This window comes from Micromonospora sp. WMMA1363 (assembly GCF_030345795.1).
Lineage (GTDB): Bacteria > Actinomycetota > Actinomycetes > Mycobacteriales > Micromonosporaceae > Micromonospora.
Genome location: NZ_JAUALB010000001.1, coordinates 1,876,611 through 1,892,390 on the forward strand (window position 1 = coordinate 1,876,611; position 15,780 = coordinate 1,892,390).

General features: G+C 68.0%; 15 protein-coding genes. 8 read left to right on the forward strand and 7 right to left on the reverse strand.

What is annotated here, in order from left to right:
* Positions 1–23: 23 nt before the first annotated feature.
* Positions 24–1,328 (forward strand): extracellular solute-binding protein, encoded by a 1,305-nt coding sequence (locus tag QTQ03_RS08575; protein WP_289277516.1) that lies wholly within the window; start codon positions 24–26, stop codon positions 1,326–1,328.
* A 60-nt stretch (positions 1,329–1,388) separates the two neighbouring features.
* Here the strand turns inward: QTQ03_RS08575 and QTQ03_RS08580 are convergent, their stop codons facing one another.
* From QTQ03_RS08580 to QTQ03_RS08600, 5 genes are all read right to left on the reverse strand, one after another.
* Positions 1,389–2,939, reverse strand: a complete 1,551-nt coding sequence (locus QTQ03_RS08580) for an FAD-binding oxidoreductase (protein WP_289277517.1) — start codon at positions 2,937–2,939, stop codon at positions 1,389–1,391.
* Between the two features lie 45 nt (positions 2,940–2,984).
* Entirely contained in the window at positions 2,985–3,689 is a 705-nt protein-coding gene (locus QTQ03_RS08585) for a DUF2306 domain-containing protein (RefSeq protein WP_289277518.1), read from the reverse strand.
* Positions 3,690–3,744: 55 nt separating this feature from the next.
* Positions 3,745–4,812 (reverse strand): DUF2855 family protein, encoded by a 1,068-nt coding sequence (locus QTQ03_RS08590; protein ID WP_289277519.1) that lies wholly within the window; start codon positions 4,810–4,812, stop codon positions 3,745–3,747.
* A gap of 108 nt (positions 4,813–4,920) precedes the next feature.
* Entirely contained in the window at positions 4,921–6,237 is a 1,317-nt protein-coding gene (locus tag QTQ03_RS08595; protein WP_289277520.1) for an aminotransferase family protein, read from the reverse strand.
* Positions 6,238–6,275: 38 nt separating this feature from the next.
* Positions 6,276–7,685 (reverse strand): FAD-binding oxidoreductase, encoded by a 1,410-nt coding sequence (locus QTQ03_RS08600; RefSeq protein ID WP_289277521.1) that lies wholly within the window; start codon positions 7,683–7,685, stop codon positions 6,276–6,278.
* A gap of 588 nt (positions 7,686–8,273) precedes the next feature.
* On the opposite strand from QTQ03_RS08600, the gene QTQ03_RS08605 reads away from it, so the two are divergent.
* The 3 genes from QTQ03_RS08605 (at position 8,274) to QTQ03_RS08615 (ending at position 11,580) form a co-directional block, all read left to right on the forward strand.
* Positions 8,274–9,848 (forward strand): MFS transporter, encoded by a 1,575-nt coding sequence (locus QTQ03_RS08605; protein WP_289277522.1) that lies wholly within the window; start codon positions 8,274–8,276, stop codon positions 9,846–9,848.
* Between the two features lie 149 nt (positions 9,849–9,997).
* The gene (locus QTQ03_RS08610; RefSeq protein WP_289277523.1) at positions 9,998–10,333 is read left to right on the forward strand and encodes a YciI family protein; all 336 of its coding nucleotides are present in this window, start codon (positions 9,998–10,000) and stop codon (positions 10,331–10,333) included.
* Positions 10,334–10,395: 62 nt separating this feature from the next.
* Positions 10,396–11,580: an RNA polymerase sigma factor gene (locus tag QTQ03_RS08615; RefSeq protein WP_289280736.1), complete on the forward strand. Its 1,185-nt coding sequence runs from the start codon at positions 10,396–10,398 to the stop codon at positions 11,578–11,580.
* 426 nt (positions 11,581–12,006) lie between these two features.
* Here the strand turns inward: QTQ03_RS08615 and QTQ03_RS08625 are convergent, their stop codons facing one another.
* Complete coding sequence (locus tag QTQ03_RS08625) at positions 12,007–12,207, reverse strand: hypothetical protein (protein ID WP_289277524.1); 201 nt, start codon at positions 12,205–12,207, stop codon at positions 12,007–12,009.
* Positions 12,204–12,842, reverse strand: coding sequence for a helix-turn-helix transcriptional regulator (locus QTQ03_RS08630; RefSeq protein WP_289277525.1), 639 nt, complete (start codon positions 12,840–12,842; stop codon positions 12,204–12,206). The genes QTQ03_RS08625 and QTQ03_RS08630 overlap by 4 nt, the downstream gene beginning before the upstream one ends.
* Before the next feature lie 328 nt (positions 12,843–13,170).
* Between QTQ03_RS08630 and QTQ03_RS08635 the strand changes: the two genes are divergently transcribed.
* From QTQ03_RS08635 to QTQ03_RS08650, 4 genes are all read left to right on the forward strand, one after another.
* Positions 13,171–13,917 carry an LLM class flavin-dependent oxidoreductase gene (locus tag QTQ03_RS08635; RefSeq protein WP_289277526.1) on the forward strand — a complete coding sequence of 249 codons (747 nt, stop codon included), beginning with the start codon at positions 13,171–13,173 and terminating at the stop codon, positions 13,915–13,917.
* Entirely contained in the window at positions 13,887–14,045 is a 159-nt protein-coding gene (locus QTQ03_RS08640) for a hypothetical protein (RefSeq protein WP_289277527.1), read from the forward strand. Before QTQ03_RS08635 ends, QTQ03_RS08640 begins: the two co-directional genes overlap by 31 nt.
* Before the next feature lie 104 nt (positions 14,046–14,149).
* Positions 14,150–15,322, forward strand: coding sequence for an acyl-CoA dehydrogenase family protein (locus QTQ03_RS08645; RefSeq protein WP_289277528.1), 1,173 nt, complete (start codon positions 14,150–14,152; stop codon positions 15,320–15,322).
* Between the two features lie 14 nt (positions 15,323–15,336).
* Entirely contained in the window at positions 15,337–15,759 is a 423-nt protein-coding gene (locus tag QTQ03_RS08650) for an SgcJ/EcaC family oxidoreductase (RefSeq protein ID WP_289277529.1), read from the forward strand.
* The last annotated feature ends 21 nt before the right edge of the window (positions 15,760–15,780 follow it).

Genomic DNA, 15,780 nt, shown 5'->3' on the forward strand with positions numbered 1-15,780 from the left:
GTCGAGATACCAGAGGAGGAAGCATGACCGACGTCGTGGTGGACGCCTGGCTGGCAGATTTGACCTTCCCCAACTACATGGACTCTCTCCACCAGCTCGCCCGCCGATTCGAAGCAGCGCACCCCGGCTACCAGGTGCGCATTCGTGGACTGCACTTCGAGGAGATCGCGTCGGCGGCCGACCGGGCCGCCGCTGAGGGGCAGATGCCCGCCATCGTCGAGTACTACTACACTTCGATGCCCGACGCGCTCGATGCCCGTGACCGCGCGAAGCGGCCGGTCTTCATCCCGGTCGAAAGGGCTGTGGCCGGGCGTGCGAAGGTGCTCGACGAGCCGGTGGTCCTCGACGACCTGCATCCCGCCCTGCGCGCGCAGTACACCTGGCAGGGTGAGCTGTACTCACTGCCGACCGTGGTCACGTCGTTTCACCTGTTCGCGAACGTGACGCTGCTACGGGCGGCCGGCGTAACCGAGATTCCGCGGACCTGGCAGCAGTTGCGGGCTGCCTGTGAACAGGTCGCGCGGGCTCCGGGCGGGCCGCCACACGCGATCACCTGGGCCAACAACGGAATCCCGTTCCAGCACGCCGTAGCCGTGCAGGGTGGGACCATCGCCGACCATGACAACGGGCGGTCCGGCCCGGCCCGGACACTGGACTTCACCACCGACGAGATGATCGCGTGGGTCCAGTGGTGGCGTGAGCTGCATGCCGACGGGCTGTACGTGTACACGGGCGAGCCCGAGGACTGGTTTGGCACGTTCGAGCTGTTCGCCGGGAAGCGAGTCGCCTTCCGGCTCAGCTCGTCCAACGACATCGCAGCCACCGCGCAGGCCGCGAAGGCCAACGGGTTCGAGCTCGCGGTCGCGGACTTTCCCTACAACGCCGACACGCCGTACGCCGGCAACGTGGTTGCCGGCACCTCGCTGTGGCTAGCCGACGGTCTGGAGCCGGCGGTTCGCGATGGGGCACTTGCCTTCATGCAGTTCTTAGCCAGCCCCCGCAACTCGGCCGATTACCACAAGGCACACAGCTTTGTCCCGGTGACCCGCTCGGCATACCGCCTGCTCGACGAGGAGGGCTGGTTCGCCGAGCACCCGTATCACCAGGCACCCAACCGGCAGATGGACCGGTGGTCGCCACGACGGCCGGCCACCGGCGCGTTGATCGGTCGGTATTTCGAGATTCAGCAAGTGATGACCCGTGCCATGCACGACGTGCTGCTCACCGACGCGCAGCCGCGGGATCGGTTCGCCGAGGCGACCGTTGAGGCCCAGCGGATGCTCGACGAATACCACGCCCGGCACGCCGGACCGGCACTGGTCGGTTGAGGCGGGAAGCCCGGCCGGTGAGCCGCGAGGGCCACCGACCGGGCTTCCCGTCCGTCGCAGTCAGTCAGGAAGTTCGATCGAGAGGGCGTGACGGAACTCGTCGCGCGGGTCGTAGCGCCGCTTGACCTGCTGTAGCCGGGGGTAGTTGTCCTTGTAGTACAGGGTGTGCCAGGGCACTCCTGAGGTGTTCCACTCCGGATCGGCTAGGTCGCGGTCGGGATAGTTGATGTACGAGCCGTCATTGCGGTCGTTGGGCACCGGCACGCCGCCGGTGTCGCGGTAGACGTCGCGGTATACCTCGCGGATGTGCCGGATCCGCAGCTCGTCTTCGCTCGCCGAGGACCATGAGGCGAGCCACGCGGCCTTGAGGATACTGTCGCGTTGCGCGATCGCCGTGGCATCTGCCGGCACGACGTTGACCTGCCCGCCGTACCCGATGAGGATCATGTGTAGGGAACGCTCGTCTCGGGTGTCGAGATGCCGGTAGGCGGTGGCGATCTGCTCCTCGGTGTACCCCTTGCGGAGGTAGGCTGCCTTGAGCTTGAACCGGCGTACCGTCATGCCGCCCGGCTCACCGCGGTTGGGGAACGACATGAAGTAGAGCCACGGCATCACGTCGTCCGTTGTTCGCATGGCCGGCTCGACGTTGAGGCCAGCGGCCGCAGCATCGAAGTAGTCACTGATGAGTGCCTCGGCCCCGGGCAGGTCGTCGTCGACCATGGCGCCGACGGAGATGACGGATCCACTACGGTGGGTGGCGTAGAAGAACGCCATGATGTTGGCACCGGGGCACCCAGGCGCGCTGTTCCGCTCGAACCAGTTACCCACATTGCGGACCAACCGGACGAAGTCCTCCTGAGGCATCGTGTCCCACGACCAGGCGACCATCCCGGTGCGCCACCGAGTCGGGGCTTTGGGTAGCAGCTGGGTCGGATTGGCTGAGGTGACCCCCGGAGTACGGAGCCAGTAACGAGTGACGATGCCGAAGTTGCCGCCGCCGGCGCCCGTGTGCGCCCACCACAGGTCGTGGTGCGGGTCGTCCGGATGATCGGTGGCTACCACCGCCCGGGCGTGGCCGTCCTCGTCGACGACGACGACCTCGACTCCGCAGAGGTAGTCGACCGCCGAGCCGAGGCGACGCGACAGCGGGCCGAACCCGCCACCGACCAGATGCCCACCGATGCCGACCTCGGTTCCCTCGCCGATCGGCAGGGTAACCCCCCACGTCTTGTACATCTGCCGATACACTTCGCCGACGGTCGCGCCCGGCTCCAGTGCGAACGCCTGCCGCTTCGGATCGAAGGACACGTCGTTCATCTCCGACAGGTCGATAAGGACGCCACCCGTGGTGGACGCCGATCCCTCAAAGCCGTGTCCACCGCTGCGGACAGTGATCCGATGGCCCTCTGCGACCGCCCGGTTGACGGCTTGGACCACCTGCGCCGTGTCCACCGGCACGCAGACGTAGTCGACGTCGGCCGCGAAACGCTGGTTGTAACCCCGGCGGACGCTCTCGTAGCGCGCGTCGTCTCTGGTGATGATGGACATCGGCGGCGCGGTGTCGGATGGCACATCCAGAAGCGGCGGCTGCGTGTCGTACGTGTGGGTCACGTCGATCCCTCCCAAAACTGTGGATGCCGTACGGGCCGCGCAGCCCTATACCGGCTGGACCTCGGGCCGCTTGTCGGTGTGGTAGATCCACCACTGAACGAGCACGAGATTGAGGACCCACCCGATCCAACGGGCCGCCTCCAACAAGTAGACGACGTCGATGGGCTCCGGTAGAGCGAGCCCACCCCGAACGATGATGTTGCCCCAGACGTTGTTCATCACGACCGCGAAGCTGTAGAGCATCCAGCGGCGGTGCTGGGCGTAACGCCCCTGGCGGGCACGGATGAACCCCATCGTGGTGGTGAATATCCATGCCAGAGTCGCCGCGCTGACGCCGATCTGACCAACCGGCGGTGCGAACCGAACGATGATCAGCCCAATGACGCCACTGATGATCGCTGCCACGACATAGAGCCGGCCGCTGATCCGGTGGACGCGTGGACGTGTGCGTCGCAGGTGGGGCCACAACTGGAGTACGACCGTGACCATCGCAACGGTGCCGAAGGCGATGTGCGCCAGTAGCAGCGGATAGTAGGCCGGGAATCCGTCGTGTGGAGGCATCGGCGCGGTCGCCGGGTCGAGTTCCCGGAACGGGGTCAGGTTGTAGACGATGAATGTGAGGTTGATGAGCGCCAACGGGATGATCCACGGCCGCCGCCACCAGGGGCGTGATGGCTGTGGACCACCCCTGCTGCCGCGGGTCACCGTGACGCCCGTCGCGGAAGCGGCGCGTTCAATGTGCTGTGTCATCCGGACAACTCCTGTTTCGACCGAGGTGGGCCGCTACGGGGTGAGCGGTGGGCCGCTACGGGGTGAGCACGTCGGCGCGGTCCGGCGGTAGCTTGCCGGCGAGCGCGGCCTGCACCGCGGCGGCAAGCGCCTCAGGCCCTTCGGCGTGCGAGACGGCGAGCCACTGCGTCGTGCTGGCCAGGAACCTTTCCTCCGCTTCGGCGTACCGACGCTTGTAGTTCGCCTCGCCCTGCGCCGCCATGGCATCCTGCTCGACCGCGGGGGTGAAGAACATGTGTGGCTCGGGCGCACCCAGGGCAGGTGGCTCGAACGAGGACCGCGGATGCGTGAAGCCCAGCAGCACCGTCGCGGTGAGGTTGGTGCCAAGGTGCTGGTAGACCGCCTGCATCCGCTCGACGGAGTTGGTCAGGTCGACGAAGACGGTGGGGCCGGTGACCGGCACGTCAGGAAGGTCGTCGTAGCTGGCTACCCGGTCGTAGAGGCCGAGACCGGCGACGAACCGCGCATGTTCGCCGGCGGTAAGCCCGACTGTCGCGACACCTTCACGGCTGGCCAGTTGGAAGGCCAGACCGATCGCTGTCTTGCTTGACGCGCTGGTGACGACGACGGTGCGAGCGTCCGACCCAGCCGGTCCGTGAACGAACTCGGCGGCGTTGTACGACGCCGGGAACAGCGGATGCAGCAACGCCCGGCGGTCATCCAGATCGTGCGGTTGGGCGGCTTCGAAGGTGCGGTACCACGGATGCAGGAAGCCACGCTCGGGTGTGGTGTCGACGAACCCCCCGGTGATCGGCTGCGGCGACACGACATGGTGCGTGGACATCGGTAGATATCCAAAGTACCGGCTGCCGACCGCGACGGACGGTACCCGCGACTCGGCGACGGTCGCGAATCCCCAGACGGGTACGATTCCAAAGCCTTCCGGCGCCGGAAACGCGCTCATGAACCGCATGGGCGAGTCACCAAAGCGCGCGTAGGTGGCGGTGAGGGTGGTGATGCCCATCCGCTCGACGGTGAGGCGCACCTCGTCCGGCCGCAGCGGGCGCGGCCGGTTCGGGCGAATCTCGTGGGCGGTCAGGTCGTCCCGCCGGAACAGCAGGTCCCATCCGCGGGTCATTGTCATGTGGCTTTCCTTCCGTGCTGCGGGGCTGTCCGGCGTCGCGTGGGGACGGACGCCGTCCGGTGGTGCACTGTGCCGTCGGACGACCCGGGATGTCCCCGGACGAATGGATCAGGACGCGTTGCCGAGGACCTCGTCGATGGCATCGCCGAGAATGCCGCAGATCTCGTCGATCTCGATGTCGTCGATGACGAACGCCGGTGCGAGCATGAGGCTGGGGCCCATGCCGCGTACGATCAGGCCCCGACGCAGACACGCCTGCTCGATGAGGTCGCCGGGGTTGGCGCCGTTCGGGTCCGGGAAGGTGATGCCCTGCAGCAGGCCCAGGCCGCTCACGGTGCCACGGGCCGCGACCGTCAGCCTCAGCTTCGCCTGCAGCGTGACCGACAGCTGCTGGATGCGCGGTAGGAAGCCGCCGGTGGTGAAGTGGGTGACTGCGGCAAGCCCCGCGCTCGCCGCGAGTGGGTTGCCGGAGTAGGTGTGCGTCGTGCCGAATGCCATCGGGCCGCCCGTGGTGCGGAACGGTTCGGCGACGCGCTCGCTGATGAGTAGCGCCGCGAGCGGCGCGTACCCGCCGGAGAGGCCCTTGCCAGCGCACAGTAGGTCAGGCGTGACACCGAAGTGTTGGGCGGCGAAGTTCTGACCGATCCGGCCGAATCCCGTGACGATCTCATCGAAGACGAGCAGGATGTCGTGGCGGTCGCAGATGTCGCGGAGGCGGTGGAAATAGACCGGGTCGGGTACCTCCATCGAGCGCACACCGCTGACCGGTTCCACGATCATCGCGGCGATCGAGTCTGGCCCCTCGGCCTCGATCGTGCGCTCGACCAGCGCGGCCGCCTGCTCGGCTGCGTCCTTCGGGGTGAGCCCGCGCTGGGCAGCGACCGCCTCGGGCGGCCAGGTGTGCACGACGGCCGGCATACCGTTGCCGAAGATGCCGACGGCAGGGTGGCCGGTCAGCGCGAGCGCGCCGTAGGTGGCGCCGTGGTAGCTCTGGTAGTTGCTCAGAATCTTCTGCTTGGTTGGCTTGCCTCGGGTGGCGTGGAACAGCCGGGACAGCCGTACGGCCGACTCGACCGCTTCCGACCCACCGCTGAGCAGCTTCACCGAGGTGAGTTCCGCTGGCGCGAGGTCCACCAGGCCCTGCGCGAGGTGCAGTGCGGCACGGTTGGTGCCGTGCAACGGCGGGTTGAAGGTGATCCGGTTGATCTGCTCGGTCAGCGCGGCGATGATCGGTCGGCAGCCGTAGCCGAAGCAGGTGACAAAGACGCCGGACAGCGCGTCAAGGTACACCCGGTCCTGCGCATCGAACAGTCGGACGCCTTCGCCGCGCTCGAACAGGAGGGTCTGCGGGGTGAACGGAAGCTCCGCGCAGAAGGCGCGAGTCTCGGTCGGCCACTTGAACGCCTGCTCCGTTGTGGTTGACATGGCACCTACTTCCGGGGTGGGGGCCGGTGGTTGGCTGGCTACAAGAACGACGATCCACCGGGCGGTGAATCGACACTGGTCGGTACGTCCTCCCGGAAGAGCCCTTCCGGGTCGACCCGCTGCCGGACCCGGGCGACCGACAGCATCTGCTCGTCGCTGATGTGCCGCCGCGGCCGGTCGGGGTCCTCTACGAAGCACGGCACCGTCCGCCCGGTGTCCCACGGTCGCAGCGCTCTGCGGATCTCATCGCAGTGCGTCCGGATCGCGTCGGCGTGCTCGGGTGCCAGTACCGGTCCGGAGCCGGCGTACGAGTACGCGGCATCGAGCCGGTCGAGCACGCCACCCGCCCGTTCTGGTGTGCCGTAGGCGCCGCCCAGCTGCCGCAGTCCGGCGACCACCAGAGGAGATGTCGGGCGGCTTCGGACCGCGTCGAGCAGGCGATCGATCGCGTCACCGTCGAGGTCGCCGAGAAGCATGTGGTCACCGAGGAACGGCAACGGGGCGGCCGGGTCTCCGTGCGCCCGGAGCACGTCCGTCGCGTTCCCCTCCGACCACGTGTCGAGCACGGGGGTCGCGATCGCCCGCAGCGGGTTGAGCAGGTCCTCGGCGTGCCTGCGTGCGGCGGCGAGGCCCGTGGGGTGGGCGGTGTGCACGGCACCGTCCACAGCGACAGTCGTACGCCCGGCGAGCTGCGGTGGCACCTCGGGCACCGGGGGGAGCCGCATGACGCGGATCGTGGTCGTCACCTCGCGCGGCGCGTCCGTCGCCCAGCGCGTCCACGTCGCGATGATCCGTTCGGCGGCATGTTCGGGCCAGTAGGCGGCGCCGGTGATAACGGCCGCGACAGGCAGAAGTTCGATCTCAACCGCGGTCACCACGCCGAACCCACCTCCGCCGCCGCGCAGCGCCCAGAACAACTCGGGATCGCGGTCCTCGTCGGCGCAGTGCAGCCGTCCGTCGGCGGTGAGAAGTTCCACCGCGCGCACCGTGTTGGCAGCGAGCCCGACGAGGCGCCCGTAAGGGCTGAGCCCGCCGCCCAGGACGTACCCCACCACGCCGACCGTGCCCGCCGAACCGTGTGCGGCGGTGAGTCCGTGCGGCGCCGCCGCCTCCACCACCTCCTGCCAGCGGGTACCGGCGGGCACCCGGGCGGTCCGCCGTGCTGGGTCAACCCGCACCCCGCCGGACAGGTCGGTACGGATCAGCAGCCCGCCACGAACCGGCCGCACCGAACCCGCTCCGTGTCCGGTGCTGTGCACTCGCACAGGCATGCCGCGCTCACGCGCGAGTGCGAGTGTCTCCCGGGCCTCCGGGACGGAGCGCACCGTCACGGCGGCCTCGGGCTCGGGCCGCGCGTTGAGGTTGAACACGTGCGTTGCGTCGGTGAAGTCGGCGGATCCGGGAAGCGGGAGCGCGCGGCCCTGATGTCGTGCGGGACTCGAGGTCATGTGGTGTCGCTCCTTGACCTGGTAACGGCGAATGGCGCTTCGGGTGCGTGGTGGCCGGCCGGGGCCGGTCACCTTTTCGACCGGTCGAACCTGCCCGAGAATTGGCGCCAGCCGATTGTGCCAGTGATCCCGGAACATGTTTCTTCCAGACTGCGCATCCATGGGCGAACCTCCTGCGGCCTGGTTTGGGTGAATTATCGCGTGTCGTGTCTTGCGATGAGGGTCATAGTTTGCGGTGACGTCCCACGGCAGCGGCGTACGCGTCCCGATGTCGCCCCCAAGCAGGCCAACGGCCCCACGCATGCCCTCGTCAGGAAAATCTCGATCGACTAGGCAAAGAAGCTGAGGGCGGAATCCAGACCTTCAACTTCGTTATTGCGATTCTCCTGACAGGTCCCCCTGTTCAGGGCCTCCCCCATCGGCGAACCAGCCACCCGCACCCGAGGTACGAATGCATTTCTTCCATGCTGCGCATCCGCACACGAGGGTGCCTGAAAAGTGAATTGACGACGATACGCTGCGATCACTCCGCCGGCCTTCCGGTGTACCAACCGGCGAGCACCGCAATCGCAACGAGAGGTGATGACCATGACGATCGACGCTGCGGCGCGGGCGCGGCCGCGGGACTGGATCGGCCTCGGAGTGCTGTGCCTGGCGACCCTCATGGTCGCCTTTGACACCTTCGTGTTGCTACTGGCGTTCCCTCATCTCAGTGCTCAGTTGGGGGCGGACGGGGTACAGCAGTTGTGGATCGCCGACATCTACGGCTTCACGCTTGGCGGTTTTCTGATCACCATGGGGAGCCTGGGCGACCGGATCGGGCGGCGACGGCTGCTGCTCGCGGGCGCCGCGTGTTTCGGCCTCGCGGAGCTCGCGTCGGCGTGGGCAACCAGCCCTGGCATGCTCATCGCGGCGAGGGCGCTGCTCGGCATCGCGGGGGCCGCCCTGGCGCCGTCGATTCTGGGGCTGATCCGCAGCATGTTCCGTGAGCCACGGCAACTCGGTGTCGCGATCGGGGCGTGGGCGTCCTGCTTCACCCTCGGGGCCATCGTCGGGTTGCTCGGCGGTGGCGTGCTGCTGGAGCGCTACTGGTGGGGTTCGGCCTTCCTGTTGGGCGTTCCGCTGCTGGTCCTCTTGCTCGTCGTCGGGCCGATGGTCCTGCCCGAGCATCGCGACCCCGAGGCGCACCAGCCCGACTGGCCGAGCTCTTTGCTCTCGCTCGCGGCCATCCTGACGGTGGTGTACGGGGTCAAGGAACTGGCGCGCTACGGCTGGCGCGTCGTACCGCTGCTGGCCATCGGCGTCGGAGTGGCGTCCGCCGTGGTGTTCGTCCGTCGCCAGCGACAACTACCCCGGCCCATGCTCGACCTGCGGCTGTTCCGGAACCGCAGGTTCACCGTGCCGCTCATCGCGTTGTTGCTGCAAAGTTCGCTCACCGGCGCGGTGCTGCTATTCATCACCCAGCACTTCCAGATCGTCAACGGTCTCTCGCCGTGGCAGGCCGGTCTCGCGCTTGCGCCTGGGATGTTGCTCAGCGCGCTGTTCACTCCGGTCGCCGCGGTGCTGGCACAGCGGGTCCGGCCGGCGATCCTCATCGCGGCCGGCGAGACGATCGTGGTCGTCGGGCTGGTGCTCGTGATGCTCACTCGCTTCGTGCCGGGCCCGGAGCTACTCATCGTCGGGTTCGCGGTGTGGGCCATTGGTGGCACGCCGCTGCTGGCGGTCGGCATGGCAATGATCATCGGTTCGGCGCCGGCAGAAGGTGCCGGCTCGGCGTCGGCGATGCCACAGATCAGCAACGAGATGGGCAACGCGGTCGGGGTCGCCACGGTCGGCAGCCTCGGGGTCGCCTTCTACCACGCGCAGGTCTCGGGCGCCCTCCCCGATTCTGTGCCGGCTGACGTGGCGCAGGTCGCCGCGCAGAGCATCGCCGGTGCGGTCGGCGCAGCCAGCCAGTTGCCTCCTGAACTAGCCGCGGCGGTGCTCGGGCCGGCTGGCCAGGCATTCACCGCCTCGCTCGCGCTCATCGCCGGGGTCGCCGCGGTCGGGGTGGTGGGGATCATCGGCCTGTTCGTTTCGCGGTTGCGCGCGGTACGCCCGGTCGGCCAGGAGGCGCCAGCCACAGCAGACGAGCCGGCGCGGGTGTCCGAGCGGGCGGGTTGACCCTAGGATGCCGCCAGCGCGGTGTGGCAATCTTGAGCCGGACCGGTGCCGGGATTTTCTTCCAGACGGGTTGTCGATTCGGTGGTTACTCATTCGTCGTACTGATGTAGTTGCGAACAGCCGTTCCACGTGAACAGAGGGGAATCAGAGTGGCACAGTACGCGATTTTGATCTACGATCGGGAGCTGCCTGGCGGTGTCGCCGACATGCCGCAGGAGATCATGGACGCCCACATGGCGGTGCCCGGCAAGGTCGAGAAGATCGGCGCCAAGATCGTCAACGCTCAGGCGACACAGCCGACCAGCACTGCCACGACCATCCGTAAGGGTGGCGTCGTGACCGACGGGCCGTTCATCGAGAGCAAGGAAGCCCTGGCGGGGTTCTTCGTGATCGAGGCCGAGAACCTCGATCAGGCGATCGCCGTCGGCAAGTGCGTACCAGTCATGGATGGCGGGATCGAGGTTCGGCCGCTGATCCAGGAGTGACTGTCGCGCTGCCCGCCGTCCGCCGGGCGGTCGCGGACGCGCACCGTCGTGAGTGGGCCGCCGTGCTCGCCACGACGGTGCGCGTCGCCCGCGACCTCGACCTCGCCGAGGAGTGTGTGCAGGAGGCATACGTCGCCGCACTCGACGCCTGGGCGCGTTCCGGCGTTCCCGCGAACCCCGGGGCCTGGCTCACCACGACCGCCAAGCGCAACGCGCTCGACGCGCTGCGCCGGGCGGACGTGTTCCGATCCAAGCTGCACCTCCTCGTCGAAAGCGAGGTCACTGAGATGGCGGCGGCCCCGGAGACGGCGTTTGTCCACGACGACCGCCTCCGGCTCGTGTTCATGTGCTGCCATCCGGCGCTGTCACTCGAATCCCAGGTGGCGCTCACGCTGCGGCTGGTTTGCGGAGTGGTGGTCGCCGACATCGCCAAAGCGTTCCTGGTCTCCGAGACGACCATGGCAGCCCGCATCACCCGGGCGAAGAAGAAGATCGCCGCCGCGCGCGTCCCGTTCAGGATGCCGGGCCCGGCCGACCTGTCCGAGCGCCTCGACGCCGTACTGACGGTGATCCACCTGGTCTTCACGACCGGGCACACCGCGCCCTCCGGGGGCCAGTTGACCCGCACCGACCTGGTCGAACTCGCCATCGACCTGGCACGGATGCTCAACCAGCTCCTGCCGGCCGAGCGGGAGGTCCGCGGTCTGCTCGCGCTGCTACTGGTCAACCACGCCCGACGGGCCACCCGGACCGACGGTAACGGGCGCCTCTTGCTCCTGGAGGAGCAGGACCGTTCGCGGTGGGACCGCGCCGGCATCGCCGAAGGGCACCGGCTCATCGTCTCGGCCCTCACCGACGGACCGCCCGGCCGGTTCACCCTGCAGGCTGCCATCGCCGCGCTGCACGCCACCGCACCGACCTACGCGGCCACCGACTGGGAGCAGATCGTCACCCTCTACGACGAACTACTCAAGGTATGGCCTTCACCGGTCGTCGCGCTCAACCGGGCGGTCGCCGCCGCCATGGTCCACGGTCCGGCGATCGCTTTGGCACTGGTCGAACAGCTCGCTCGCGACGGGCGGCTGAACGGGTACCGTTACCTACCCGCGATCAGGGCCGACCTCCTGCGGCGGCTCGACCGTTTGGCCGAGGCGGCCGCGCTCTACCGGCAGGCGCTCGCGCTCGCCGAGAACGACGCGGAACGGGAATTCCTCGCCGGGCGTATCGCCGACTGCTCCATGCGCTGAACGGCGCGTTCCTCCGCGCGACCGACACCGCCCTCCCCGGGATTCGTGGCGCAACTCCAGCGTTGCCGACCTCCGGCGGTGGGGTCGCCGGCGCGGGGCGCGGCGACGATGACGGCAAGGAGTGCACCGAGGTGTCGGTGACGATGCCGCGTCTGCGGACGATCTTCTTGCCGGCATCGATACCCTGTGTGGTCGCCGGTGCGTTGGTGGAGGTCTACACGCTCTGGGTGGCGATCAGGCAGCCGACGGCTGTGGGGCGCCTCCGGTCTTGGCGTGGGCGGGGCCAGTGAGGTGACAGTCGATCCTGATCAATGCATGTAGCGACCACCCGAAGCCCTTTGTCTGGACCAAAACCGCCGACCAGATCCTCGGCAGCCTCGCCAACTACCGCACCCGGACAGTGCGGCCTCCGATGACTGGAGGACACTAGGCGGAGCGTCGGATGAGCCCGTGCTCATCGTGAAGGGCTGCCGCAGGACCACCCGCCATCGCGGCGAGTGCTGGCCGTGCCGGCACGGCCAGCGACACCGCGACCGGGGCGTCGGTGGCCCGCAATGGGTGCAGGTCCAGACGGGTAGAGGTGTACTGTCTGGGCAGCACCGCGATCGGCTCGCGCGACGCGCTCACCAGGATCCCCGCCGGGCGCTGTCGGCTGGCTCAGCCACCGCGAACGCCGTCCAGCGTCCAACCGGCACGTCTGGTATCGACAGTACCGTGGACTCGGTGTGGCGTACGTAACCGAAGGCAACCGGCGGCGCTTGCGGAATCGCCTCTTCGAAGAGGCCAACAAAGACATTGGCCCGGCCGAGTGCCTGTGGTAGCCGGACGACGACACTCGCGTGGCCCCTGGGCCCGGCAACGGGTCGCGGTGCCGGTGCGGCCACCATCGCGCGTGGGCTGGGAATCACACTGAACCCTCGGCCGGCTGCGACCAGCAGCCCGCCGATTTCCGGCTCGCGGTATCGGTTCGGCGTCATGCCCACCGAGCGGGTGAACCGGGTGGTAAACGTGCCGACGCTGCTGTATCCGACGCTGCACACGATCGCGGAGACGGTAAGGTTTGTCGTCAACAACATGCGCTTGGCCTGGAACATGCGCAGCGCCGACAGGTAACGGCCCGGAGTGGTACCAGTCGCCCGTGTGAAGACTCGCAGGAAGTGAAATGGGCTAATGTAGACCTCCGCAGCCAGATCCTCCAAGGTAATGGGTTCGAAGTATCGCGCCCACATGACTCCGACAACGTGGCGTACCGGGTCCTCCATCACTCTCCCCCTCGCTCAGCCCAGACACGGACACGGCGCATCGCCCGCTGCGTGGTGACGCGGCGGTTGGATCGCGACGATTCGGCGGAAGGGCCAGCACGGCCCTCCCTGGCACCTTGCTGCCGGGCGTGGGCGACCACAGTCACCTGCGGGGCCCATGGCTATTGACCGGCGCCTTTGCACAGCCTAGCGCCGGCCTGATCAAGAGTCTTCTTGAGTTGTGCCGACTGCGCCGGGCCTGCGCAATCTGGGAGACGTGCGGGGACACCGGCCAGGCAGACCATGAACGGGTGCGCTGCCACGTCGAGCCGAAAGGCAGGAACCCACGATGAGAATCGGTCTGGAGCTCGGAGCATTCGCCTGGGATGGCGGACCCTCGAGCATGGGCGCCACCCTCGCCCAGATCGCCCGCACCGCTGACGAGGCGGGGTTCGATCTCATCGCCATGGGCGACCATCTATGGCAGGGACCGCACGCCGGGGGTCCTGAGGCCCCACAGTTGGAGTGCTTCACCACCCTCGGCGTGCTCGCGGCGCACACCACGCGCTGCCGCGTGGCCCCGGTCGTGGCGGGGGTACATTTCAGGCATCCCGCCCTGCTGGCGAAGAGCGCCACCACACTCGACGTACTGACCGGCGGCCGGTTCATGCTGGGTCTGGGGGTTGGCTGGGACGAGACCGAGGCGGTCAGCTCCGGCCTCGGATTCCCGCCGGTCGGTGACCGGTTCACGATGCTGGAAGAAACACTGCAGATCCTGCTGCGGTACTGGACCGGCGAGCGAGGCGCCGAGAAGCCTTACACGGGCCGGCACTACAGCATCGACCGGACGTTGAACGATCCACAAAGCATTACCCGACCGCATCCGCCGATCATGCTGGGCGGTGGCGGCCGGCGGACGCTGCGCCTGGTTGCCGAGTACGCCGACGCCTGCAACCTCTACCCGGGCCCGACTTGGTCGAAAAGCTGGAACTGCTACGCCGGTTGTGCGACGAGGCCGGCCGGGACTACGCCGCCGTGGAGAAGACCTGCGTGCTCCCGGTGGACGTGGCGGAGACCGCCGGGGTCGGTCCGCTGACCGCGCAGCTTCGGCAGATCGCGGCGGCCGGGGTGCAGACCACGATCTGCATTGTCGCCTCGAACAATCCCGTCCGCGATGTCGAGCGGATTGCCGAGCACGTTCTGCCCGCGGTGGTCAACGACTGAGCCCGCGTGGCTCCCCTGTAGACGGGCCAGTCTCGTCCGCGACGGAGATTCGGCGCTGGCCGTTGACGCTGACCATCGTCCAGCCAAGACGAAACGGAGGATCAGTGACGAAGATCGGCTTACCGACACGCGAACAACTCATCGGCAAGGCCGCCGATGCCGCCGCCGTTCTGCACAAGCACGCGGCGTGGGCGGAGGAACACCGCCGGCTGCACGACGAGGTGATCGAGGCGATGGCAGATGCCGGCGTGTTCAAGCTTCGCCGCCCGAAGCGATACGGCGGCTACGAGACCGACACCCGCACCCTCGTGGACGTCGCCGCGCAGCTGAGCCGCGGCGACGGTTCGGCGGCGTGGGTCGCGACGGTCTACTGGATTCCGGGGTGGATGGCCTGCCTGTTCCCCGACGATGTCCAGGACGAGGTGTTCAGCCAGCCAGACACGCGGGTGTGTGGCACGCTGAGCCCAAGTGCGATGGCCGCGCCCGCCCCGGGTGGCGTGGTGGTCAACGGCAAGTGGCAGTTCATCAGCGGCGCGCACCACAGCCATTGGCAGGAAATCATCGCGATCCTCGCACCCGAGAGCGGCGAGCCCTATCCGATTGTGGCGCTGGTACCGATGTCGGATCTGCTCATCGTCGATGACTGGAAGACCTCCGGCCTGCGCGGAACGGGCAGTGTAACGACCGTGGCACGAAACGTGTTCATCCCGCAGGAGCGGGTACTGCCGCTCGGGACCGTCTTGGCGGGAGAGCCGGTGTCAGCGGATTCGCGGATCTACCAGGTGCCGCTGCTACCGGTGGCCAGCGCCTCGTCCGTCGGCGCCGTCATCGGCATGGGACACGCGGCCCGAGCGGAGTTCCTCAAGCGACTTCCGGGCCGGAAGGTGACGTACACCAGCTACGACAGCCAGGCTGCGGCACCGCTGACCCACCTGCAGGTTGCCGAGGCGGCAAACAAGCTGGACGAGGCAGAATTCCACGCACACCGCCTCTCGGCACACGTGGACGACAAGGCCGCCGAGGGATCCGCTTGGAAGGTCGACGAGCGCGTGCGCGCCCGCGCTGACCTGGGCGCCGCGGTGCGTCTGACCCGGGAAGCCGTCGACGTGCTGGCGACCGCCAGCGGCGGATCGTCCATCTACGAAGACGTACCGATCCAACGCATCGCCCGCGACGTGCAGGCCGTGTCGCTGCACGCCCTCATGCATCCCAACACCAACGCCGAGCTCTACGGCCGCATGCTCTGCGGTCTGGAACCCAACACCCAGTACATCTAGGAAGGACTGCTCCGATGACGACGACTGGACCGCTGGCCACCCCGTCGAGCTCCGACCAGGTGGGCATCGCCTCGCTGACGCAGAAAGTCATGGCCGCATGGGCCTATCACGACGCCGACGGATTCGCCGATCTGTTCGTCGAGGACGGCACGATGATCCTCGCAGGGGTCTACCGCAACGGCCGGGAGGAAATCCGCGAATATCTCACCGAGGCATACCAAGGCCGCTACAAAGGCACGCAGGTGACCGGCAAACCGCTGAGCGTTCGCTCACTCGGGCCCGACTCGGCGGTCCTGCTGTCGTATGGCGGCGTGCTCGAGCCCGGGGAAAGTGAGGTGTCGAGCAGGGGCGCTGTCCGTGCCTCCTGGGTGGTGGTCAAGCGTGACGGCGAGTGGCGGCTCGCGGCGTACCAGAACACCCCAGCGAACACCGAGTGACGCCGGCTCCACCGAACCCGG